Below are 22017 nucleotides of genomic sequence, written 5' to 3' on the forward strand. Positions count from 1 at the left end.
GATCGGCAACATCGCTTGACCCCCAATGTAATCCGCGCGAAACCCCGTTGCCGCTACTGTTCAAGCCGGTGAACATCCGGGGTACGGAGGGCGACATGAGCACGGACATCGGTACGTCGGGTCTCGACGCGGAACAGGTCGGGTACAAACAGTCGCTCGGGCGACGGCAGGTGCAGATGATCGCCATCGGCGGCGCGATCGGCACCGGACTCTTCCTCGGGTCGGCCTCCCGACTCAACGCGAACGGTCCGGCCCTGCTGGTCAGCTACGCCGTCGCCGGACTCGTCGCCTACTTCCTCATGCGCGCCCTCGGCGAGCTCGTGCTGCACCGCTCCACCAGCGGCGCGTTCGTCTCCTACATGCGCGAGTTCTTCGGGGAGAAGGCCGCATATGTGACGGGCTGGATGTACTGGCTGAACTGGGCCCTGACCGGTATCGCCGAACTCTCGGCGGTCGGCGTCTACGTCAACAACAACTTTCCCTCGATGCCCAACTGGGGGTCGGCACTGATCGCCCTCGTGGTGGTCCTCGCGGTGAACCTGCTCAGCGCCAAGGCGTTCGGCGAGTTCGAGTTCTGGGCATCGATCCTCAAGGTCGGCGCGATCGTCCTGTTCCTCATCGTCGGCCTCGTCGTGGTCCTCGGCTCGGTACACGTCGGCGACCACCAGGCCGGCTTCTCGAACCTCTGGGACAACCCGGGCGGTTTCTGGCCGACCAGCGGCGCCTACAACTGGTACGGACCGATCCTCGTGATGTCCGGCGTGGTCTTCGCCTACGCCGCCATCGAGATGGTGGGCGTCGCGGCCGGCGAGATGGAGGACTCCGACAAGGAGGTCCCCCGCGCGGTGAACGCCGTCATCTTCCGTATCGCGGTGTTCTACATCGGCTCGATCCTGCTGCTGTGCGCCATGTTGCCGACCACCTCGTACACATCGGGCACCAGTCCGTTCGTGACGGTGTTCAACAAGCTCGGATTCGGCTGGATGGGCGACGTGATCCAGGTCGTCCTGATCGTCGCCGCGATGAGCAGCCTCAACTCGGGTCTGTACTCCACCGGGCGTGTGCTGCGCAGCCTCGGGATGAGCAAGCAGGCACCGGGATTCACCACCAGGATGAGCAACGGCGGGGTGCCGTGGGCGGGCATCGCCATGACCACGGTCGTCTACGTGCTCGGCGTCATCCTCAACGTCCTCGTGCCGGGTCGTGCCTTCGACATCGCTCTCGAGGCCGCGTCACTGGGCATCGTGTTCACGTGGGGCACCATCTTCGCCTGTCAGCTCAAACTGCGGTCGCTGGTGAACAAGGGCATCATCCCGAAGAGCAAGTTCCAGGCACCCGGTCACCCTTACACGTCGATATTCGGACTCGTGTTCCTCGTCGCGGTCATCGTCGGTCTCGGCGTCTCGGGCTGGCTCGACAAGGAGGGTGGTCGCGTCGACTTCTACGTCGTCGTGATCGGGATCCCGTTCATCGCAGCGTTGTTGATCGGCGGCTGGTACCTCATCCGCGACAACGTGAAGGCCAACACCGACGGCAAGATCGAGTCGACGTGGGCGGCCAAGGAACGGGAGTTCACCGCTCGCAAGCGCTGATCAGCGTGTGAGGGCCCGTACCGATGCGGGCAGGTCGCGGATACGTCGATAGGGCCCGACCACCGCGACCGCCGGGGCGGCACCGAGCAGACGCGCCGCGAGGGCCGAAACCTGCCGGGTGCGCACCGACTCGATCTGCCGGAGCGAGCGCGCGACCGGACGCCTGCGCCCGAAATCGAGTTCCGCGCTGCCGATCCGGTGCATCCGCGACTGGGTGTCCTCGAGACCCAGGAGCAGTGAGCCGCGTAGCGCTCCTTTCGCTCGAGCGCACTCGGCGGCGGTGATGCCGTTGCTCGCGACGTCGCGGAGGATCTCCACCGCCACCGAGGTGACATCGGCGAGCCGATCCGGGTTGCACCCGGCGTACACCGAGAACGTGCCGACGTCGCTGAACGAGTCCACACCGGAGTAGACCGAGTAGGCCAGTCCCCGCTCCTCCCGGATCTGTTGGAACAGACGTGAACTCAGTCCGCCACCGATGGCGGCGTTGAGCACCGACAGAGCCCAACGATCGTCGTCGGCGAGTCCCGCGGTGGGTACCCCGAGCATGAGGTGGGTCTGCTCGCTGTCGCGGTGGATCACCTCGAGGCCCGCACGCGTGGGTGGCCTCTGATTGCTCCGTCGCGGTGGTGTCGCGGAGACGCCCTGCTGGAGGTGCGCACCGAACGAGTCCCGCACCTGGGCCAGCACGTCGCGGTGGGCGACGTTGCCGGCCACGGCCAACACCATCTTGTCCGGGGTGTAGCGGCGGGTGTGGAACGACTGGATCTGCCTGCGGGACATGGCCGCGATCGACTCCGCGGAGCCGATCACCGGTCGGCCGATGGGGTGGTCGCCGAAGGTCGCGGTCATGAACGCGTCGGCGAGCAGGTCCTCGTGGTCGTCGTCGCGCATCGCGATCTCCTCGAGGACCACGTCGCGCTCGGTGTCGACGTCGTCGGAGGTGCAGCGTCCGCGCAGCACCACGTCGGCGACCATGTCGATCGCCATGTCGGCGTGTTCGTCGAGGACGTGCGCGTAGAAGCAGGTGTGCTCCTTCGACGTGAACGCGTTCAGTTCCCCGCCGATGGCGTCCATGTCCTGGGCGATCGACGACGCGGTGCGCGTCGGGGTCGCCTTGAACAGCAGGTGCTCCAGGAAATGCGCGGCGCCGGCGACGCTGGGTTTCTCGTCGCGCGAGCCGACGCCGACCCAGAGGCCGATCGATGCCGATCGGACCCCGGGGATGTGTTCGGTGACAACACGCAGCCCACCGGGCAGGACGCTTCTCCGTACGGAGTCGCGGGTCCCGGTGGGCTGTGTGGGTGTGGTGTTGTTCAGCGCAGGTCTTACTCGGCCGCCGCGGTGTCCGCGGTGGCCGCGTCGGACACGTCCGACACCGGCACGAGGCTGATCTTGCCGCGGTCGTCGATGTCGGCGATCTCCACGCGGAGCTTGCTGCCGACGGTCACGACGTCCTCGACCTTGTTGACGCGCTTGCCCTGGCCGAGCTTCGAGATGTGCACGAGGCCGTCACGACCCGGCAGCAGCGACACGAAGGCGCCGAATGCCGTTGTCTTGACGACGGTTCCGAGGAACCGCTCGCCGACCTTCGGCAGCTGCGGGTTCGCGATCGCGTTGATGCGATCAATCGCCGCCTGCGCCTTGATGCCATCGGTCGCACCGACGAACACGGTGCCGTCGTCCTCGATGGAGATGTTGGCGCCGGTCTCCTCGGTGATCGCGTTGATGTTCTTGCCCTTGGGCCCGATCAGCTCGCCGATCTTGTCGACCGGGACCTTCACGGTGGTGACGCGAGGAGCGAAGGGGCTCATCTCGTCGGGCTCGTCGATCGCCTCGGCCATCACCTCGAGGATGGTGGTGCGGGCGTCCTTGGCCTGGCTCAGCGCGCCGGCCAGCACCGCCGACGGGATGCCGTCGAGTTTGGTGTCGAGCTGCAGGGCGGTCACGAAGTCCTTCGTGCCTGCGACCTTGAAGTCCATGTCGCCGAACGCGTCCTCCGCACCGAGGATGTCGGTGAGGGCGACGTAGCGGGTCTCCCCGTCGACCTCGTCGGAGACGAGGCCCATGGCGATGCCGGCGACCGGGGCCTTGAGCGGCACACCGGCGTTGAGCAGCGACATGGTCGACGCGCAGACCGAGCCCATCGACGTCGATCCGTTGGAGCTCAGCGCCTCCGAGACCTGACGGATCGCGTACGGGAACTCCTCGACGCTCGGCAGCACCGGCATGAGCGCACGCTCGGCGAGTGCTCCGTGGCCGATCTCGCGACGCTTCGGCGATCCGACGCGACCGGTCTCACCGGTCGAGTACGGCGGGAAGTTGTAGTGGTGCATGTACCGCTTGGAGGTCTCGGGTCCGAGCGAGTCGATCTGCTGCGCCATCTTGACCATGTCGAGGGTGGTGACGCCCATGATCTGGGTCTCGCCGCGCTCGAACAGGGCGCTGCCGTGGGCGCGCGGGATCAGGGCGACCTCGGCCGAGAGCGACCGGATGTCGGTGATGCCACGGCCGTCGATGCGGAAGTGGTCGGTGAGGATGCGCTGACGCACGAGCTTCTTGGTCAGCGAGCGGTACGCCGCGCCGATCTCCTTCTCGCGCCCGGCGAACTGCTCGCCGAGCGAGGCGAGGATGTCGCCCTTGAGCTCGTCGGTCTTGTCGTCGCGCTCGGTCTTGCCCGCGATGGTCAGGATCTCCGACAGACGATCCTTGCCCGCGGCATCGACGGCGTCGTAGACGTCGGACTGGTAGGCGGGGAACAGCGGGAACTCGCCGGTGGCCTTGGCGGCCTGGGCGGCGAGCTGGCGCTGCGCCTCGCACAGCGAGCGGATGAACGGCTTGGCGGCCTCGAGGCCCTCGGCGACGATGGCCTCGGTCGGAGCCTGCGCGCCGCCCTCGATGAGCTCGATGACGTTGTCGGTGGCTTCCGCCTCGACCATCATGATCGCGACGTCGTCACCGACGATGCGGCCGGCGACGACCATGTCGAACACGGCGCCCTCGAGCTGCTCGACGGTCGGGAACGCGACCCACTGGCCCGCGCGGTTGGACTCGGTCGGGATGAGCGCGACACGCACACCGCCGACGGGGCCGGAGAACGGCAGTCCGGCGAGCTGGGTCGACGCCGAGGCGGCGTTGATGGCGACGACGTCGTAGAGGTCGTTGGGGTCGAGGCTCAGGACGGTGATGACGACCTGGATCTCGTTGCGCAGGCCGTCGACGAACGACGGGCGCAGCGGCCGGTCGATGAGGCGGCAGGTCAGGATCGCGTCGGTCGAGGGACGGCCCTCGCGACGGAAGAACGATCCGGGGATGCGGCCGGCGGCGTACATCCGCTCCTCGACGTCGATCGTGAGGGGGAAGAAGTCGAACTGGTCCTTGGGGTGCTTGCCGGCGCTGGTGGCCGAGAGCAGCATGTTCTCGTCGTCGAGGTAGGCGACGACGGCGCCCGCGGCCTGCTGCGCGAGGCGGCCGGTCTCGAAACGGATGGTGCGGGTACCGAAGGAGCCGTTGTCGATGACGGCGGTCGCCTCGGTGATCTCGTCGTCGTACTCGGCCTCGGGGGCGGTGGTGACATCGGTCATGTGTGGATGAATCCTCTCGTTCGATGCGCGCGTGTCATCGCTGCGCAACGGTGTAGCAGCGCCCGTCCAGACGGACGGGTGCTGTGGGTCGATGCCCGAGAGGAGGATTTCCGAACAGGTGCGGATGTCCGCGATCGAAGGCGGAGGAGGTTCGGCGACGGCCGTCGATCGAAGCGGTCGGAACCCTGCGGAACAGTTCCGCGGATTCCGGCAGCCACTACCGAAGACCGATCGTCCGAACTCGGGGCACGCGTGAAGCAAAAACCATCTCGTGGCATCGGGTCCATGGCGAGGGTAGCACCCGAGGGCGTCCGCACCTCGAACGCGCGCTCGTGGTCACCCGTTCCACTCACGCCACAGCCGCCGCAGACCGATGGCCGCCAGCACGGCGAACGTGATCGGCCAGGCGATCGCATACAGCGACGCCGACACGAACAACATCCCCATCCGACCGACACCGCCGCCCTGCCGTCGGTAGGACACGACCGCAAACGCGGCAGCGAGGATGAAGGTCACCGCTGCCACCTGCCAGAACCACAGCGGGACATCCGGCGTGGTGGTGTCGGAACCACCGGGGAACGGAGCACCCGAAGCGCTCACGTGCGACCGCCTCCCATCGATCCGGAGACCTCCGGCAGCCCTCATGGAAACGACGCGAGCCGTGGCACCCGGTGAGGTGCCACGGCTCGCGAGGAGTCCGGAAACGCCGGCAGCGTCAGCGACGCAGGCCGAGGCGCTCGATGAGCGTGCGGTAGCGGTTGACGTCGACCTTGGCGACGTACTTCAGCAGTCGACGGCGACGGCCGACCATCAGCAGCAGTCCGCGACGGCTGTGGTGATCGTGCTTGTGGGTCTTGAGGTGCTCGGTCAGGTCGCTGATGCGCTTGGTGAGCATCGCGATCTGTGCCTCGGGGGATCCGGTGTCGGTCTCGTGCAGGCCGTACTCGGAAAGGATCGACTTCTTCTGATCCGTGGTCAAAGCCATGGTGTTCTCCTGTGATGGAGTTCGCGTGAGGAATGGGCCCAGTGCCCCGGCACAGCCACCGCGAACCGCAGCGTGCGCCGATCGGCCAGGCTACCAGCGCTTTCGCACCCCGCCCAAATCGTCAGGGCGCGGTCAGTCCGCGAGCGCCTCGCGGGTCTTGACCACGTCGTCGTTCATCTGCTCGATCAACGGCTCCATGCCCTCGTACTTGATCATCCCGCGGATCCGTCGGACGAAGTCGACCGCGACGTGCTGTCCGTACAGGTCGGCGTGGGTGTCGAGGACGAACGCCTCCACCGTGCGTGTGCGACCGGAGAACGTGGGGTTCGACCCCACCGACACCGCCGCGCGGTAGCTCTCCCCCGGCACCACCTGTCCCACGACCGGTCCGGCGCCGAGCACCGTGAACCACGCCGCGTAGACGCCGTCGGACGGGATCGCCGAATACATCGGCGGCGCGACGTTGGCGGTCGGATAGCCCATCTCACGTCCGCGTCCGTCACCGCGCACCACGACACCCTCGACCCGGTGGGGGCGGCCGAGAGCCTCGGCAGCGGCCTCGACGTCGCCCGCCGCGACACAGGAACGGATGTAGGTGGACGAGAAGGTGACCGACGGGCGGTCGGTGGCCTCGGCGCCGGCTCCCTCACCGACCAGGGACACGGCGTGGACCTCGAACCCGAAGGTGCGGCCCAGCGACGTCAGCACGTCCACCGTTCCCGCCGCCTTCTTGCCGAAGGTGAAGTTGGCACCCACCACCACGTCGGCGGCGTGCAGACCCTCGACGAGCACTTCGTGGGCGAAGTCCTTGGGCGACTGCGCGGCCAGCACCGGGGTGAACGGCATGACACAGAAGACGTCGATGCCCAGTTCCTCGGCGAGCTCGGCACGCCGGGTGAGTGTGGACAGCTGCTGCGGGTGGCTGCCGGGGCGAACGACCTCGGCGGGGTGCGGGTCGAACGTCATCAACACCGCGGGCACACCGCGCTTCTTCGCGATCGACGTCGCGGTGGCGATCAGTTGGGCATGCCCTCGGTGCACACCGTCGAACACTCCGATGGTCACGACACATCGGCCCCAGCCCGCGGGGATATCGTCCAACCCTCGCCATCGCAACACGGGGCCAAGCGTACGGGGACGTCCCACGGCGTACCAGACCCGCGTCCGGCCGCGGCGCGAGATCGCCTCCGGCGAGTGCTCGTCGATCATCGACTTGCCCTGCCCTAAGCTCGTGGGGTGCCTTCCACCGGCGGCGAGCCGAGCCGCGATGTTTCGCCCACCGCGACAACGGTCGGCCCGAACGCCGCGCCCGCCACGCCCGTCACCGAACTCAGTGCGGTCACCCAGGACTACCTGAAGGTCATCTGGACCGCGCAGGAGTGGTCGTCGACCAAGGTGACCACCAAACTGCTGGCCGAGAAACTCGCCGTGTCGCCGTCGACGGTGTCGGAGTCCGTGCGCAAACTCGCCGATCAGGGACTGGTGTCGCACGCGCGCTACGGATCGGTGACGCTCACCGAATCGGGACGCCGCGCCGCGGTGTCGATGGTGCGCAGGCACCGGTTGATCGAGACGTTCCTGGTCCGCGAACTCGGGTACGGCTGGGACGAGGTGCACGACGAGGCCGAGGTGCTCGAGCACGCGATGTCGGACCGGTTCATGGAGCGCCTCGACGCGAAACTCGGCCACCCCACCCGCGATCCGCACGGCGACCCGATCCCCGATCCCGACGGAGACGTCCCGGAGTCGCCCGCGTGCCAGCTCGCCGACGTGCAACCCGGACGGTCGGGGCGGGTCGCGCGTATCGCCGACACCGATCCGGCGATGCTGCGGTACTTCGACTCGGTCGGCATTGCGTTGGACCGCCGGATCGAGGTCGTCGAGCAGCGTCCGTTCGCCGGGACGGTCGCGGTCGCCGTCGACGACTCCGAACCGATCGACCTCGGCGACATCGCGACCAGGGCCATCTGGCTCGACATCCCGCCGGCGACCTGACCGTCGGCGCTGGTGGGCGCGTCGCTCAGCGCATCGTCGAAGGTCGGACCACCATCACCGACGCGGCCCGCTTGCCCTTCTCCTCCAGCAGTCCGATCGCCCGACCGTGCCGGTCGACCGCCGCGTACACGCCACGCATGCCGACAGGGTCGAGCCACCGTCCGTTGCTGACCGTCTGGGCCTCGACGTCGTCGACGGACCGGGTCGGGAACGCGAGGGTGACCGCCGCGTCGATGTCGAGTGTCGGTGCGGGAGAGGGATCGTCGACGATGGCCGCGAGCGGGGTGGCCTGGGCGAGGGTGAAGGGGCCGACCGCGGTGCGACGCAGCGCGGTCAGATGTCCCCCGACGCCCAGGGCGGCGCCGAGGTCGCGGGCCAGCGACCTGATGTAGGTGCCCGAGGAGCAGTCGACCTCGACGTCGACGTCGAACCAGCCGTCGTCGATGCGGTGCTCGCCGATGTCGAAGCGCGACACGGTCACCCGGCGCGATGCGAGCGCGAACTCCTCACCGCTGCGCGCGAGATCGTGGGCCCGACGGCCGTCGACCTTGATGGCGCTGACCCTCGCCGGCACCTGATCGATGTCGCCGACGAAGTGCTCGACCGCGGCGGCGACGGCCGTGATGTCGAGCCCGGAGACGTCGGCCCGTTCACCGAGGACCCCCTCGCGGTCGTCGGTGTCGGTGCCCGCGCCGAGACGGATCGTCGCCGAGTAGGACTTCGTGGTGAGAGCCAGCAGGCCGAGCAGTTTGGTCGCTCGTTCCAGACCGAGGATGAGGACGCCCGTCGCCATGGGGTCGAGGGTGCCCGCGTGGCCGACCTTGCGGGTCCGGAATGCCTTGCGGCACTTCGCGACGACGTCGTGGCTGGTCATGCCGCCGGGTTTGTCGACCACCACCAGACCGGCGGTCGCGATGTGCTTGTTCTCGGAGCGTTCGGCTCCGTCGGCGTTCACAGACATATCGAGGTGACCACCAGTCCGTTCTCGATGCGCCAGCGACCGTCGAACGACCGCAGCGGCGGCCCGCCGTCGATCACCGCACCGTCCACGAGCAATTCCGAGCGGAAGGTGCCCGCCGCGGTGGCGTCACCGCCGGATGCGACCCGCTCGAAGGTGATGTGGGCGTCCTCGAAGCCCAACCACCGTTCGGTCAGCGGGAACCACGCCTTGTACGTCGCCTCCTTGGCGCAGAACAACAGCCGGTCCCAGTGGATGTCGCCCGGTCGGGTGGCGAGCACGTCGCGTTCGGGAGCGAGGGTGACGTGGTCGAGGACGCCGTCGGGCAGCTCACCGTGCGGTTCGGCGTCGATGCCCACCGAGCGACATTGCAGCTTGTAGGCGACGACCGCGGCGCGGTAGCCGTCGCAGTGGGTGAGGCTGCCGACCACACCGCGGGGCCACAGCGGTTGCCCCTTCTCGCCGCGCAGGATCGGTACCGGTTCGACCCCGAGCGTGCCCAGCGCACGACGCGCCAGGCCACGGGCGGTGGTGAATTCCGACCGACGTTTGTCGACGGCGCGTGCCACGAGCGAGGTCTCGGCGGGCAACAGCTCGAGGTCGTCGGGGTCGGCGAACGCCTCGGCGGCCGCGACCCCCGGTGCGAGCATCGCGTCGATCATCGCGCTCCCCCGCCGTCGCGTTCGGCACGAGCGGCGAGCCTGCGCGCCCGCGCCTCACGCTTGGCGACGACACTCGCCTTGAACTCCTCGGCGCGCTCGCGATAGTCCGGCGGGAGGTCGAAGCGGGCACCGTGCTCGGGCAGGTGTTCGGGACGCAGTCCGCCGTCGGGGATGATCTTGCGCAGCAACGGGTCCGGCAGCCCGCGCCGTTGCCATTCGCGCGGGTACCCGACCGAGACCTCCTCGAACCGGACGTCGTCGTACCAGGTGGTCCGGGGGATGTGGAGGTGCCCGTACACGCAGCAGGCCGCGTTGTAGCGGGTGTGCCAGTCGTGGGTCAGTTCGCTGCCGCACCACAGCGCGAACTCCGGGTACATCAGCGCATCGGTCGGCTCGCGACGCAGCGGCCAGTGGTTGATGAGAACGGTGCGCTCGGCGGGATCGATGGCGTCGAGCCGCGTACGGGTCCGTTCGATGCGGTCCCTCCCCCACGCGTCGCGGGTGGCGAACGGCTCGGGCGAGAGCAGGAACTCGTCGGTCGCGACCACGTCGTGCTCACGCGCGAGCGCGAGGGCGGCGAACTTGTTGGTCGTGCCCTCGGGCCGGAACGTGTAGTCGTACAACAGGAACATCGGGACCACGCGCACCGGAGGCGTGCCGTCGCCGGGGTCGAACTGCGGGTAGATCTCCTCGGGGGTGATGACGCCGAGGTCGCGGCAGGCCTGCACGAGGTAGTCGTAGCGGGCCACGCCGTGGATCTGCAGGGGGTCCTTGGCGGTGGTGTAGAGCTCGTGGTTGCCCGGCACCCAGACCACGGTCGCGAACTTGGCCTTGAGTCGGCGCAGCGTCTCGATGATGTCGTCGGTGCGCTCGGCGACGTCTCCGGCGACGATCAGCCAGTCGTCGGGGTCGGCGGGGTGGATCCGGTCGAGCACCTCGTCGTTCCCGCGGTGGCTGACGTGGAGATCGCTGATCGCCCACAGGGTCGGCACGCAGACCTCCTCGTCCTCGCCGCTGTCGGACGCGGTCGATCCCCGAGTCTATCGACGCCTCATCGGATCTCCACGAGGGTCCACCGGCCACCGGCCATGCGGGCCGACAACGCCACGAGGCGACAGATCATGAACAGGGCCAGTCCGGTCCAGATGCCGGCCAGACCCCAGTCGAACACCAACGACAGCCAGATTGTCGGCAGGAACCCGACGAGCGCGCTCGCGACGGTCGTGGTGCGCAGATAGGCGGCGTCGCCGCTGCCCAGGAGCACACCGTCGAGGGCGAACACCACCCCCGCGACCGGCAGCATCCCGATGAGGAACCACCACGGCGTGTCGAGAGCGCCGAGGACGTCGGTGTCGTCGGTGAAGATGCGGCCCATCGGTGTGCGCGCCACGGCGAACACCGCGGCGACCGCGACAGCGACACCGACCGACACGACGGTGACCCGGCGCGCGACGACCCTCGCCGCCCCGATCGCCCGGGCGCCCAACGCGGCCCCGACGAGGGACTGCGCGGCGATGGCCAGTGCGTCGAGCACCAGCGACACGAAGTTCCACAGCTGCAGCACCACCTGGTGCGCGGCCAGCGACGCGACCCCGAAGCGCGCGGCGACGGCGGCGGCGGAGAGGAAGCAGATCTGGAACGACAGGCTCCGGACGATGAGATCACGCGCCATCGACAGCTGTGCGGTGATGATGCGGCGACGAGGTGCGAGCAGCGCGGTCCACGGCTCCTCGGGTGCCGACCTGCGGGCCGCGACGACGACCTGTCGTGCGAACAGCACCCCGGCCACCGACTGGCCGACGACGTTCGCGACGGCGCTGCCGTGCAACCCCATCTCGGGGGCGCCGAGCAGACCGTGCACGAGGATCGGACACAGCACCGCACTGAGACCCAGTCCGATCACGACGAAGACCACGGGCCTCCGGGTGTCCTGGACGCCGCGCATCCACCCGTTGCCCGCCATCGACAGAAGGATGAGGGGAACGCCGCAGACGGCGATGCGCAGCCATCCGACGGCCTCGGCGTCGACGCCGTCGCCGGGCGCGATCACCCCGACGACCCAGGGGGCGATGACCGTCATCACCATCGCGATGACGACGCCGACCCCGATGGCGAGCCAGCTCGCCGCGACACCCTCGGCGATGGCTGCGCGCCGGTCACCGCGACCGAACATGCGCGCCGACCGGGCCGTGGTGCCGTAGGACAGGAAGGTGAGCTGGGTGCTGACGACGCCCAGGATCAGCGATCCGACCCCGAGCGCGGCGAGCGCGACGGCACCGAGTCGGCCGACGACGGCCAGGTCCTCCATCAGGTAGAGGGGTTCGGCCACCAGGACGATGAGCGCCGAGGAGGCCAGACGCAGGATGGTGCGCCCCGAGGGCGCAGCGGAATCCGGTCCGGTCACACCGCGGTCAGGAACTTCTCGATGACCTCGTCGACCGGACCCGACGCGCTGAACCCCGCCGCATGGGGGTGGCCGCCGCCGCCCTGGGAACGCGCGAGGGGCACCAGGTCGGTGTGCGACCGTGCGCGCATCGACACCGTCCACTCGTGCGGCGCGGACTCCTTGAACACGACGGCCACGTCGGCGTCACCGACGGTGCGGACCAGGTCGATGACGCTCTCGGCCTCGTCCCAGTCGATGGCTCGGCTGCAGTCGTGGTCCACCACCGCGTACACCAGGCCGCTACCGCCGAATGCCTCCGGGATCAGGACCGCCGACTGCAGTGCCCCCGACACCATCGTCAGCCACCCGAACTGGTGGGTGTCGAGCAGCGTGCGGGTCCAGCCCTGGCCGTCGACACCGGTCTCGAGGAGACGCGCCGCGAGCAGGTGGGAGTTGGGTCGCGCCCACCGGAACGAGCCGGTGTCGGTGACGAGTCCTGCGAACAGGCATGTCGCGATGTCACGGTCGACGGGCATGTCGGCCTGGTCGAGGATGCCGAGCACCAGTTCTGCGGTGCAGTCGGCGGCGGGGTCGATCAGGTCGATGTCACCGAAACCACGATTGGACGCGTGGTGGTCGACGACGATGCCGGTCTCGGCGGCGGTCAGGACCGCGGCGAGGTCGCCGAGGCGCTCGGAACTGGCGCAGTCCAACGCGACGGCGACGGGATGACCGACGAGGTCACCGGGTTCGACGATGAGCTTGGCGCCGGGGAGCGAGCCCAGCGCCTCGGGCAACGGCCAGGGACCGGGGAACGCGACCTCGACCTCGACCCCGATCGCGTCGAGCGCGAGCGCGAGGGCCAGGCCGCTGCCGATGGTGTCGGCATCCGGGCGGACGTGACAGAGCACCGTGACCGCGGGAGCGGCGCGCAGCACCTCGGCCGTGCGCGCCCGTGGCGCCCCGAGCGCGTCGGTCGTCTGCCCTGGTGCGCTCACGCCTGCTCCGTCCGACTCGTCGTGCCCTGTACCGACCGGCGGCCCAGGCGGCCGCTCGGCCGAACCCGTCACCGTCGGTCGGCCGCGTTGCGCCCATCGTAATCAGCGGGGTCGGCGCCTCGTGGTGGAGTTGCGTCAGCGGCCGGTCCGGTGGCCGTCGCCTCATCGGAGATCGAGACGTCGTCGCGGTAGGGATCGGCGTCTCCGGCCGGGACGGCGTCGCGGGCCTGGCGGGCCAGCATCTCGTCGTGTGCGCGGGCGCGGGCGACGAGTTCCTCCATGTGCCGCGCGGTGTCGGGCACGGTGTCGAGGACGAAACGCAGTGTCGGGGTGAACCGGACGCCGGTCCCGGCGCCGACCTTGGAGCGCAGGAGGCCGGTGGCGCGGGCCAATCCGGCGGCCGCACCCTCGTAATCGGGTGCCACGTCCAGGGATTCGCCCATCACCGTGTAGTAGACGGTGGCGTCGTGCAGGTCGTTGGTCACCTTGGTGTCGGTGACGGTGACGAAGTTGAGCCGCGGGTCCTTGATCTCCGAGCCGATCGCCGAGGCGACGATCGACGAGATCCGCTTGGCCATCCGTTGTGCCCGTGCCGGGTCGGCCATGGTGTCACTCCTTCGCGGTGGTGGGGGTGGGTGCCGAGCCCGACGCCCGGGATCCCGCGGATGCGGGACGCCCGGGCGTCGGGTGGTCGAGCAGCGCAGCTGCGATGTGCCGCGCGGTGTCGCAGCGATCAGCTACGGGCTTTCTCCTGCAACTCGTAGGTCTCGATCACGTCGTCGACCTTGATGTCGTTGTACGTGATCGTCAGACCGCATTCGTAGCCTTCGCGGACCTCGGTCGCGTCGTCCTTCTCCCGCTTGAGCGACGAGATGGTGAGGTTCTCGGCCACCACCACGTTGTCACGCAGGAGACGCGCCTTGGCGTTGCGTCGCATGATGCCCGAGGTGACCAGGCAGCCGGCGATGTTGCCGACCTTGGACGAGCGGAAGATCGCGCGGATGTCCGCACGGCCGAGCTCGACCTCCTCGTAGATCGGCTTGAGCATGCCCTTGAGCGCGCTCTCGATCTCGTCGATCGCCTGGTAGATCACCGTGTAGTACCGGATGTCGACACCCTCGCGGTTGGCCAGCTCGGTGGCCTTGCCCTCCGCGCGGACGTTGAACCCGACGATGATCGCGTCCGACGCCGTCGCGAGGTTGACGTTGGTCTCGGTCACGCCGCCGACACCGCGGTCGATGACGCGCAGCTGCACCTCGTCGCCGATGTCGATACCGAGCAGCGCCTCCTCGAGTGCCTCCACGGTGCCCGAGTTGTCACCCTTGAGGATGAGGTTGAGCTGCGACGTCTCCTTGAGGGCGGCGTCGAGATCGTCGAGGCTGATCCGCTTGCGGCTGCGTGCGGCCATCGCGTTGCGCTTGCGCGCATTGCGACGGTCGGCGATCTGGCGGGCGATGCGGTCCTCGTCGACGACGAGGAGGTTGTCGCCGGCACCGGGCACCGAGGTGAAGCCGATGACCTGCACGGGCCGCGACGGTGTCGCCTCGGCCACGTCCTCGCCGTGCTCGTCGACCATGCGACGCACACGTCCGTAGGCGTCGCCGGCGACGATCGAGTCGCCGACCTTGAGCGTTCCGCGCTGCACGAGCACGGTCGCCACCGGTCCACGGCCGCGGTCGAGGTGTGCCTCGATGGCGACACCCTGGGCGTCCATGTCCGGGTTGGCACGCAGGTCGAGCGACGCGTCCGCGGTGAGCAGGACCGCCTCGAGGAGGGCCTCGATGTTGGTGTTCTCCCGCGCGGAGATGTCGACGAACATCGCGTCGCCGCCGTACTCCTCGGGGATCAGACCGTATTCGGTGAGCTGACCGCGGATCTTCTGCGGATCAGCACCCTCCTTGTCGATCTTGTTGACCGCGACCACGATCGGCACGTCGGCCGCCTGGGCGTGGTTGATCGCCTCCACCGTCTGCGGCATGACGCCGTCGTCGGCCGCGACCACGAGGATCGCGATGTCGGTCGACTTCGCGCCTCGGGCACGCATGGCGGTGAACGCCTCGTGACCCGGGGTGTCGATGAAGGTGATGAGCCGCTCGTCGCCGTTGAGCTCGGTGAGCACCTGGTAGGCACCGATGTGCTGCGTGATGCCACCGGCCTCGCCCTCGCGGACGTTGGCCTTGCGGATCGTGTCGAGCAGTCGCGTCTTGCCGTGGTCGACGTGACCCATGACGGTCACCACCGGCGGACGCTGCTCGAGCTCGTCCTCGCCACCCTCGTTCTCGCCGTAGCTGAGGTCGAAGCTGTCGAGCAGCTCGCGGTCCTCGTCCTCGGGGCTGACGACCTGCACGACGTAGTTCATCTCGCCGCCGAGCAGCTCGAGCGTCTCGTCGTTCACCGACTCGGTGGCCGTGACCATCTCGCCGAGGTTGAACAGCGCCTGGACGAGCGCGGCCGGGTTGGCGTCGATCTTGTCGGCGAAGTCGACGAGCGACGCACCACGGGCGAGTCGGATAGTCTGTCCGTCGCCACGGGGCAACCGGACGCCACCGACGGCCGGTGCCTGCATCGAGTCGTATTCCTGGCGCTTCTGACGCTTCGACTTGCGTCCCTTGCGGGGCGCTCCGCCGGGACGACCGAAGGCACCTGCGGCACCGCCGCCACGGCCGCGACCGCCACCACCGGGACGACCCCGGAAACCACCGGGAGGTCCACCGGTCGGGGCGCCCGTGGGTGCGCCGCCACCGCGGTAGCCACCGCCACCGCCGCCGGGACGACCGCCGGGACCACCCGGACGTCCGCCCGGACCACCGGGACGACCGCCCGGGGCGGGACGCGCCGACCGCGACGGCATCGCGCCGGGGTTGGGGCGGGGAGGCATGCTGCCCGGGCTGGGACGGGGCCCACCGGCACCGGGTGCCGGGCGGGGACCACCGGGACCGGCGGCAGGACGACCTGCGCCGGGACGGGCGGCACCGGGGGCACCAGGGGCTCCGGGCGCAGCCGGACGTGCCGCCGGCGGTCGCGGTGCGGGCGCCGACGAGTAGGGGTTGTTACCGACACGCGGTGCACGCGGGCCGGGCTTGGGGCCGGCCGGTGTGCGCGGGCCCGGAGCCGCGGGCGGCGCCTCGGTCGGGGCTGCGGACGCGGCGGCCGGGGCCTGCGGTGCGGGCGCCTCGGCGGGCGGGGTCGCAGCCGCGGGACGCGGTGCCGGGGTCGGCGCGGACGGGGTGGGTGCGGCCGGGGTCGGGGCCGCGGGGGCCGGTGCCGACGGGGTCGGGGCGGCCGGTGCGGGCGCCGCTGCGGCCGCAGCCGAGGCGGGGCTCGGTGCGGACGGCTTGCGACCGCCGGGCTTGGCGCCGGAGCCGGGGGACGGTGCGGTGGTCGCCGCGCCGTTGCCGGTCGATCCGTTCTGGGACGACCCGTTCTGAGAGGACCCCTTCTGGGCCGCCGGGGCCGACGAGGCCGCGCCGGAGGCGGCCGGGAACGACTCACGCAGTCGACGCGCGACCGGTGCCTCGACGGTGGATGACGCTGATTTGACGAATTCGCCCTGCTCGCTCAATCGAGCCAGGACTTGTTTGCTCGTGACGCCGAGTTCTTTTGCCAACTCGTGCACGCGGGCCTTGCCTGCCACTGCTCTCCTCACTTGGAGGTCGAGCGGGCTGCCCGCTGCGACCTCGGATTACGTTAGAAACGTGCTCATCGTGGGAACTTCACGGTGTGCTCATGTCTTCTGCCACCCGTTCTGCCGGGGACTCGCGTCCTCGGCTCTCGACCGGTCACCGATGTGACCGGCTCGTGCCTACGGTCGTGGTGCAACCGTCTCCTACTTCGCGCTCAGGCAACGCCGCTGTCGGCCATCTCGCGTTCGAGACGGTCGGCGTCGGCGGTGAGTCCTGGCACCCTGAGCGCCGGTCCGAAGGCCTTGCGCCGCACCGCCGCCCGGACGCAGTCCGGACTGTGATGCAGCCAGGCGCCACGCCCCGGCATGGTGGAGGTGCGGTCGATCGTCACGATCGGCGCACCCTGCTCGACTGCTGCCACGACCCGCACGAGATCTGCGGCCGCGGCTCGCGTCCGACAACCGATGCACGTTCGCACGGGACCGGTGGTCGTCAGCGCTTTTTCTACCATCGGAGAGTCTACCGCCCGCCGCAAATCGCCGACGCCACGACACCGCGCCGGGTGTCGTCCCTCAGGGTCACTCAGCCGAGCCGGCCGCCTCGGCGGCGACCTCGGCGTCGGACCGGATGTCGATGCGCCACCCAGTCAACCGGGCCGCCAACCGGGCGTTCTGGCCCTCTTTGCCGATCGCCAGCGAGAGTTGATAGTCGGGGACGACGACGCGCGCGGCCTTCGCCACCGGATCGACGACGGTCACCGACACCACCTTCGACGGTGACAGCGCATTGCCGACGAACACCGCCGGGTCGGTGTCGAAGTCGATGATGTCGATCTTCTCCCCCGCCAACTCGCTCATCACGTTGCGCACACGCTGGCCCATCGGACCGATGCAGGCGCCCTTCGCGTTGAGGCCGGCGACACCGGTGTGGACGGCGATCTTCGACCGGTGGCCCGCTTCGCGCGCGACCGCGACGATCTCGACCGAGCCGTCCTCGATCTCGGGCACCTCGAGGGAGAACAGCTTGCGCACGAGGTTGGGATGGGTGCGCGAGAGGGTGATCTGAGGGCCGCGGGCACCGCGGGCGACGCCGACGACGTAGCACTTCACGCGGTCGCCGTGCTTGTAGGTCTCACCGGGGACCTGCTCGGCCGAGGGCATGACGCCCTCGGTGCCGGTGGCCTCGCTGCCGATGCGGACGATGACCATGCCGCGGGCGTTGGCCCGTGAGTCCTGCTGGACCACACCGCCGACGATCTGCCCCTCGTGCGCCACGTAGTCGCCGAAGTTCTTCTCGTTCTCCGCGTCGCGCAGACGCTGCAGGATCACCTGACGTGCAGTGGTCGCGGCGATGCGACCGAAGCCCTCGGGGGTGTCGTCCCATTCGGAGATCAGCTGGTCGTTCTCGTCGCGGGTCTGCGCCATGACCCGCACCGCACCGGTTTTGCGGTTCACGTCGATCCGCGCGTGCTGCGCGAAGCCCTCGGTGTGGCGATAGGCGGTGATCAGTGCGGTCTCGATGGCGGTGATCACCGTGTCGATCGGGATCCCCTTGTCGGACTCGATCATCCGCAGTGCGGCGATGTCGATGTTCATGCGTGTCCTCTCGTGGCGTCTGGTGCCGCGGCGTCGGTGGCGGAGTGGGGGTCGTCGGTGGTGTCGTCGGCGAACTGCGGGTCGTCGGCGGGGTCGACGTCACGCCCGGGTTCCTCCCACACCGCCACGGGGGCGCGGGAATCGGTCTCCTCGGGCAGGCCGCAGAGGTGGCGCTCGTCGCGGGTGGCGCGACCGAAGTCGACCTGCACCACGGCCTTCGCGACGTCGTCGACCGACAGCGTCCGAGCGGTGCTGCGTCCTCGGTCGGTGACGACGACGTCGATGGTGGCCTCGTCGGCGGCGAGCCGACCGACGCGACCGGCGACCGTGGTCCCGTCGGCGAGGTCGACGACGACCTTGCGACCCTGCGCGCGGCGCCAGTGCCGCGGCCGGGTCAGTGGACGGTCGATCCCCGGCGAGGTGACCTCCAGGGTGTAGCGCAGTGCGCCCAGCACGGGCGGATCGGCGGCGTCGAGGACCTCGGAGACGGCGCGGCTGAGGTCGGCGAGGAGGTCGAGGTCGCCGCCCTGCTCGGAGTCGACGATCACCCGGACCACACTGCGGTCGCCGGAACGGTGCACGATCACGTCGTCGAGGTCGAAGCCCGCGTCGCCGACGACCGGGGAGATCATGACGCTGATCGCCTGGCTGTCGTCCGCCATGGGGCGCCTCCTCGTCTGAAGTTGTCGCGCAACGTCGCTGCGCATCGTGGCCGTCGGGTCGTCGCCGTGGGCGTCGGTTCGTGATGATCGAACGCGACCCGTCGTGCCGACCGTGGTGCGAGTGGTGAGTTTACCCCGTCGCCGGGGGTGCTCCGGTCCACGCCGGACCGGCGGTCGGCTGGCAGTATGAACACCCGTGACCGTCGCCCGACCCACCCTCGCCCCCCGCTCCGTCGTGTCCCGGCGTGGCCTCCTGCGGAACACCGCGGCGGTGTCGACCGGTGTGGTTCTCGGGGCCGGGGTGCTCGCGGCATGCGGTGACAGCGCCGAGATGACCGAGGACATGCGGATCGCGCAGCAGCTGGAGCCGCTGTCGGTGGCTGCGTCGGTCGACGCCGCCGCGGCCACCGCGCTGGCCGCCCGTGCGCCCGACCGTGCCGCGGCCCTCGCCGTGATCGCCGCCGAGCGCCAGACCCACGCCACACTGATCAACGACGAGATCGCACGCCTGTCCCCCGACCTCGCACGGCCGAGCTCGACCTCGGGCGTGGTCGCCGATCCGTCACCGGTCACGACGACGGGTGGCGCTGACGCCGCACCGACGTCGGCGGCGCCGTCGGTGCGGGATGCGGCGGCCGCGGTGACGACCGTCGACGACCTGCGCGCCCGCCTGAGCGATGCCCGGTCGGCTGCGGCAGGCCTGGCGATCGCGGGGCAGGGCTATCGCGCGGGCATGCTCGGTTCGGTCGCCGCTGCGCTGACCGCCGAGATCGAGGTGCAGCTCTCATGAGTGAGGCCACCGACGCCCTCGCAGCCGCGGTCGAGGCGGAGAACGCCGCCGTGTTCGTCTACGGCGTGGCCGTGGCCTACGCGGCCGCGTCCCGTCGCGACACCATCGCCGACTTCACCGCCGAACACCGTTCCCGGCGTGACGAACTCGAACGTCTGATGCTGGCGGCGAAGGTCACCGCACCGCTGCCGGCCGCGGGGTATGTCCCGCCGGTGTCGATCACCGACCCGGTGACCGCGATCCAGGCCGTTCTCGCCGCCGAACAGGACTGCGCCCGCGCCTACCGCGCGCTGCTCGAACGCGCCGATGACCGGTCGCAACGACAGGCCGGTGTCGACGCGCTCAGCGACTCGGCGCGACGAGCCGCGAACTGGCGACTCGTACTGCGGATCTCACCGGCGACGGTCGCGTCACCGGGCACCCAGAGCTGACCGCACGTCGGCGACGGGCACCTCGCTGACCGCCCCGGTCGCGCGGACGCGCACCTCCACGAGGCCGTCGACGAAACCGCGACCGACGACCACGATGTAGGGCGTGCCGAGCAGTTCGGCGTCCTTGAACTTCACCCCGGGCGAGGCCTTGCGGTCGTCGAGCAGCACCTCACGTCCCCAGGAGTCGAGATCGGCGGCCAGCTCGTGGGCGCCGGTGACGATGGCCGGATCCTTCGCGTTGGCGATGACGACGTGGACGTCGAACGGCGCCACCGACTCCGGCCAGCACAGGCCCTTCTCGTCGTGGGTCTGTTCGGCGATGACCGCGACCAGACGCGACACCCCGACGCCGTACGAACCCTGGATCAGGCGGACGGGCTTGCCGTTCTCGCCGAGCACGTCGACCTCGAAGGCGTCGGTGTATTTCTGCCCGAGAGAGAAGATGTGCCCGATCTCGATGCCGCGGGCCGACACCAGCGTGCCGGTGCCGTCGGGCGACGGGTCGCCGTCGCGGATGGCGGCGGCCTCGACCGTGCCGTCGGCGACGAAATCGCGCCCGGCGACGAGACCGACGACGTGCTTGCCCTGCTCATCGGCACCGGTGATCCAGCTCGTGCCGTCGACGACACGGGGATCGACCAGGTACCGGACCCCGTGGGCGATCAGGCCACGCGGACCGATGTAGCCCTTCACGAGGAACGGATTCGCGGCGAAGTCGGCCTCGTCGAGCAGTGCGACGGCCGAGGGCTCGAACGAGGCCTCGAGCCGCTTCATGTCGACCTCGCGGTCGCCGGGGACGCCCACGCCGACGATCTCGGGTTCCTTGCCCGGCACGATCACCTTCACCATGACGTTCTTGAGGGTGTCGGCGGCGGTCACGGGCCGGTCGAGGGTCGCACCGGCCCACTCGACGAGGGTCGCGATGGTCGGGGTGGAGCCGGTCTCGTACACCGTCGCCTCGGGCTGACCCTCGATCGGGATCGCCGGCGGACTGGGGGTGACGACGGCCTCGACGTTGGCGGCGTATCCCGATTCCGGCGAGCGGACGTAGGTGTCCTCGCCCACCTCGCTCTCGGCGAGGAACTCCTCGGACGCACTCCCGCCCATGGCCCCCGAGGTGGCCGCGACGATGACGTAGCGGACGCCGAGGCGGGCGAAGATCGCCTGATAGGCCTCACGATGGGCGTTGTAGGAGGCCTTGGTGCCCGCCTCGTCGAGGTCGAACGAGTACGAGTCCTTCATCACGAACTCACGGCCGCGCAGGATCCCGGCGCGGGGGCGTTCCTCGTCGCGGTACTTGGTCTGGATCTGGTACAGCGTGACGGGCAGGTCCTTGTACGACGAGTACTCCCCCTTCACCAGTTGGGCGAACAGCTCCTCGTGGGTGGGGCCGAGCAGCATGTCCGCACCCCGACGGTCCTTGAGGCGGAACAGGGCGTCGCCGTACTCGGTCCACCGGCCGGTGGTCTCGTAGGGCTCACGCGGCAGCAGCGCGGGCAGCGAGATCTCCTGCGCACCGATGCGGTCCATCTCCTCGCGCACCACGTTCTCGACGCGGCGCAGCACCCGCAGACCCAGCGGCAGCCAGCTGTACACACCGGGCGCGACGCGCCGGACGTAGCCGGCACGCACCAGCAGCTTGTGGCTCGGCACCTCCGCGTCGGCGGGGTCGTCGCGCAGGGTGCGCAGGAAGAGGGTCGACATACGGGTGATCACGGGTAGTCAGCCTAGTTGCTCGCGAACCCACCGGTGCCGG

General features: G+C 69.7%; 20 protein-coding genes. 4 read left to right on the forward strand and 16 right to left on the reverse strand.

Translation table 11 applies throughout. The features are described from left to right. Positions 1-95 precede the first annotated feature (95 nt). Complete coding sequence (locus ASG12_RS10595; RefSeq protein WP_055789559.1) at positions 96-1592, forward strand: amino acid permease; 1497 nt, start codon at positions 96-98, stop codon at positions 1590-1592. Here ASG12_RS10595 and ASG12_RS10600 read toward each other — a convergent pair whose 3' ends face one another. From ASG12_RS10600 to ASG12_RS10620, 5 genes are all read right to left on the reverse strand, one after another. Continuing rightward, positions 1593-2912, reverse strand: coding sequence for a M16 family metallopeptidase (locus tag ASG12_RS10600; RefSeq protein WP_055788962.1), 1320 nt, complete (start codon positions 2910-2912; stop codon positions 1593-1595). An 8-nt stretch (positions 2913-2920) separates the two neighbouring features. Further along, positions 2921-5176 (reverse strand): polyribonucleotide nucleotidyltransferase, encoded by a 2256-nt coding sequence (locus tag ASG12_RS10605; RefSeq protein WP_055788965.1) that lies wholly within the window; start codon positions 5174-5176, stop codon positions 2921-2923. A 336-nt stretch (positions 5177-5512) separates the two neighbouring features. Then, positions 5513-5776 (reverse strand): hypothetical protein, encoded by a 264-nt coding sequence (locus ASG12_RS10610; protein ID WP_055788968.1) that lies wholly within the window; start codon positions 5774-5776, stop codon positions 5513-5515. Between the two features lie 115 nt (positions 5777-5891). After that, positions 5892-6161 carry a 30S ribosomal protein S15 gene (gene rpsO, locus ASG12_RS10615; protein WP_045822490.1) on the reverse strand — a complete coding sequence of 90 codons (270 nt, stop codon included), beginning with the start codon at positions 6159-6161 and terminating at the stop codon, positions 5892-5894. Positions 6162-6293: 132 nt separating this feature from the next. Further along, positions 6294-7280 carry a bifunctional riboflavin kinase/FAD synthetase gene (locus ASG12_RS10620; protein ID WP_055789562.1) on the reverse strand — a complete coding sequence of 329 codons (987 nt, stop codon included), beginning with the start codon at positions 7278-7280 and terminating at the stop codon, positions 6294-6296. Between the two features lie 117 nt (positions 7281-7397). On the opposite strand from ASG12_RS10620, the gene ASG12_RS10625 reads away from it, so the two are divergent. Next, positions 7398-8156, forward strand: coding sequence for a metal-dependent transcriptional regulator (locus tag ASG12_RS10625; RefSeq protein ID WP_055788972.1), 759 nt, complete (start codon positions 7398-7400; stop codon positions 8154-8156). 25 nt (positions 8157-8181) lie between these two features. Here ASG12_RS10625 and truB read toward each other — a convergent pair whose 3' ends face one another. From truB to rimP, 10 genes are all read right to left on the reverse strand, one after another. Next, a complete protein-coding gene (gene truB, locus ASG12_RS10630) occupies positions 8182-9117 on the reverse strand; it encodes a tRNA pseudouridine(55) synthase TruB (RefSeq protein ID WP_055788974.1) in 936 nt (311 codons plus the stop codon). Beyond that, positions 9108-9776 (reverse strand): 4'-phosphopantetheinyl transferase family protein, encoded by a 669-nt coding sequence (locus ASG12_RS10635; protein WP_055788977.1) that lies wholly within the window; start codon positions 9774-9776, stop codon positions 9108-9110. Before ASG12_RS10635 ends, truB begins: the two co-directional genes overlap by 10 nt. Then, positions 9773-10768 (reverse strand): metallophosphoesterase family protein, encoded by a 996-nt coding sequence (locus ASG12_RS10640; RefSeq protein ID WP_055788980.1) that lies wholly within the window; start codon positions 10766-10768, stop codon positions 9773-9775. The genes ASG12_RS10635 and ASG12_RS10640 overlap by 4 nt, the downstream gene beginning before the upstream one ends. A gap of 59 nt (positions 10769-10827) precedes the next feature. Next, the gene (locus ASG12_RS10645; RefSeq protein ID WP_268810441.1) at positions 10828-12180 is read right to left on the reverse strand and encodes an MATE family efflux transporter; all 1353 of its coding nucleotides are present in this window, start codon (positions 12178-12180) and stop codon (positions 10828-10830) included. Next, positions 12177-13160, reverse strand: a complete 984-nt coding sequence (locus ASG12_RS10650; RefSeq protein WP_055788983.1) for a DHH family phosphoesterase — start codon at positions 13158-13160, stop codon at positions 12177-12179. Before ASG12_RS10650 ends, ASG12_RS10645 begins: the two co-directional genes overlap by 4 nt. A 68-nt stretch (positions 13161-13228) precedes the next feature. Beyond that, entirely contained in the window at positions 13229-13765 is a 537-nt protein-coding gene (rbfA, locus tag ASG12_RS10655) for a 30S ribosome-binding factor RbfA (protein WP_082501858.1), read from the reverse strand. A 128-nt stretch (positions 13766-13893) separates the two neighbouring features. Continuing rightward, positions 13894-16794, reverse strand: coding sequence for a translation initiation factor IF-2 (gene infB, locus ASG12_RS10660; protein WP_055788986.1), 2901 nt, complete (start codon positions 16792-16794; stop codon positions 13894-13896). Positions 16795-16997: 203 nt separating this feature from the next. Further along, on the reverse strand, positions 16998-17294 hold the full coding sequence (locus ASG12_RS10665; RefSeq protein WP_055788989.1) for a YlxR family protein: 297 nt from the start codon (positions 17292-17294) through the stop codon (positions 16998-17000). Positions 17295-17361: 67 nt separating this feature from the next. Beyond that, the gene (nusA, locus tag ASG12_RS10670; RefSeq protein ID WP_055788992.1) at positions 17362-18378 is read right to left on the reverse strand and encodes a transcription termination factor NusA; all 1017 of its coding nucleotides are present in this window, start codon (positions 18376-18378) and stop codon (positions 17362-17364) included. Then, the gene (gene rimP / locus ASG12_RS10675) at positions 18375-19040 is read right to left on the reverse strand and encodes a ribosome maturation factor RimP (protein ID WP_082501859.1); all 666 of its coding nucleotides are present in this window, start codon (positions 19038-19040) and stop codon (positions 18375-18377) included. The genes nusA and rimP overlap by 4 nt, the downstream gene beginning before the upstream one ends. A gap of 196 nt (positions 19041-19236) precedes the next feature. Here rimP and ASG12_RS10680 point away from each other — a divergent pair, with 196 nt between their 5' ends. Both ASG12_RS10680 and ASG12_RS10685 read left to right on the forward strand, forming a co-directional pair. Further along, the gene (locus ASG12_RS10680) at positions 19237-19830 is read left to right on the forward strand and encodes a hypothetical protein (protein ID WP_055788996.1); all 594 of its coding nucleotides are present in this window, start codon (positions 19237-19239) and stop codon (positions 19828-19830) included. Further along, positions 19827-20261 carry a ferritin-like domain-containing protein gene (locus ASG12_RS10685; RefSeq protein ID WP_055788999.1) on the forward strand — a complete coding sequence of 145 codons (435 nt, stop codon included), beginning with the start codon at positions 19827-19829 and terminating at the stop codon, positions 20259-20261. The genes ASG12_RS10680 and ASG12_RS10685 overlap by 4 nt, the downstream gene beginning before the upstream one ends. On the opposite strand, the gene ASG12_RS10690 is transcribed toward ASG12_RS10685, so the two are convergent. After that, positions 20241-21965, reverse strand: a complete 1725-nt coding sequence (locus ASG12_RS10690) for a proline--tRNA ligase (RefSeq protein WP_082501909.1) — start codon at positions 21963-21965, stop codon at positions 20241-20243. The two genes, ASG12_RS10685 and ASG12_RS10690, sit on opposite strands and share 21 nt — an antisense overlap. Between the last annotated feature and the right edge of the window lie 52 nt (positions 21966-22017).

It is taken from the genome of Williamsia sp. Leaf354 (assembly GCF_001424365.1).
Lineage (GTDB): Bacteria > Actinomycetota > Actinomycetes > Mycobacteriales > Mycobacteriaceae > Williamsia_A.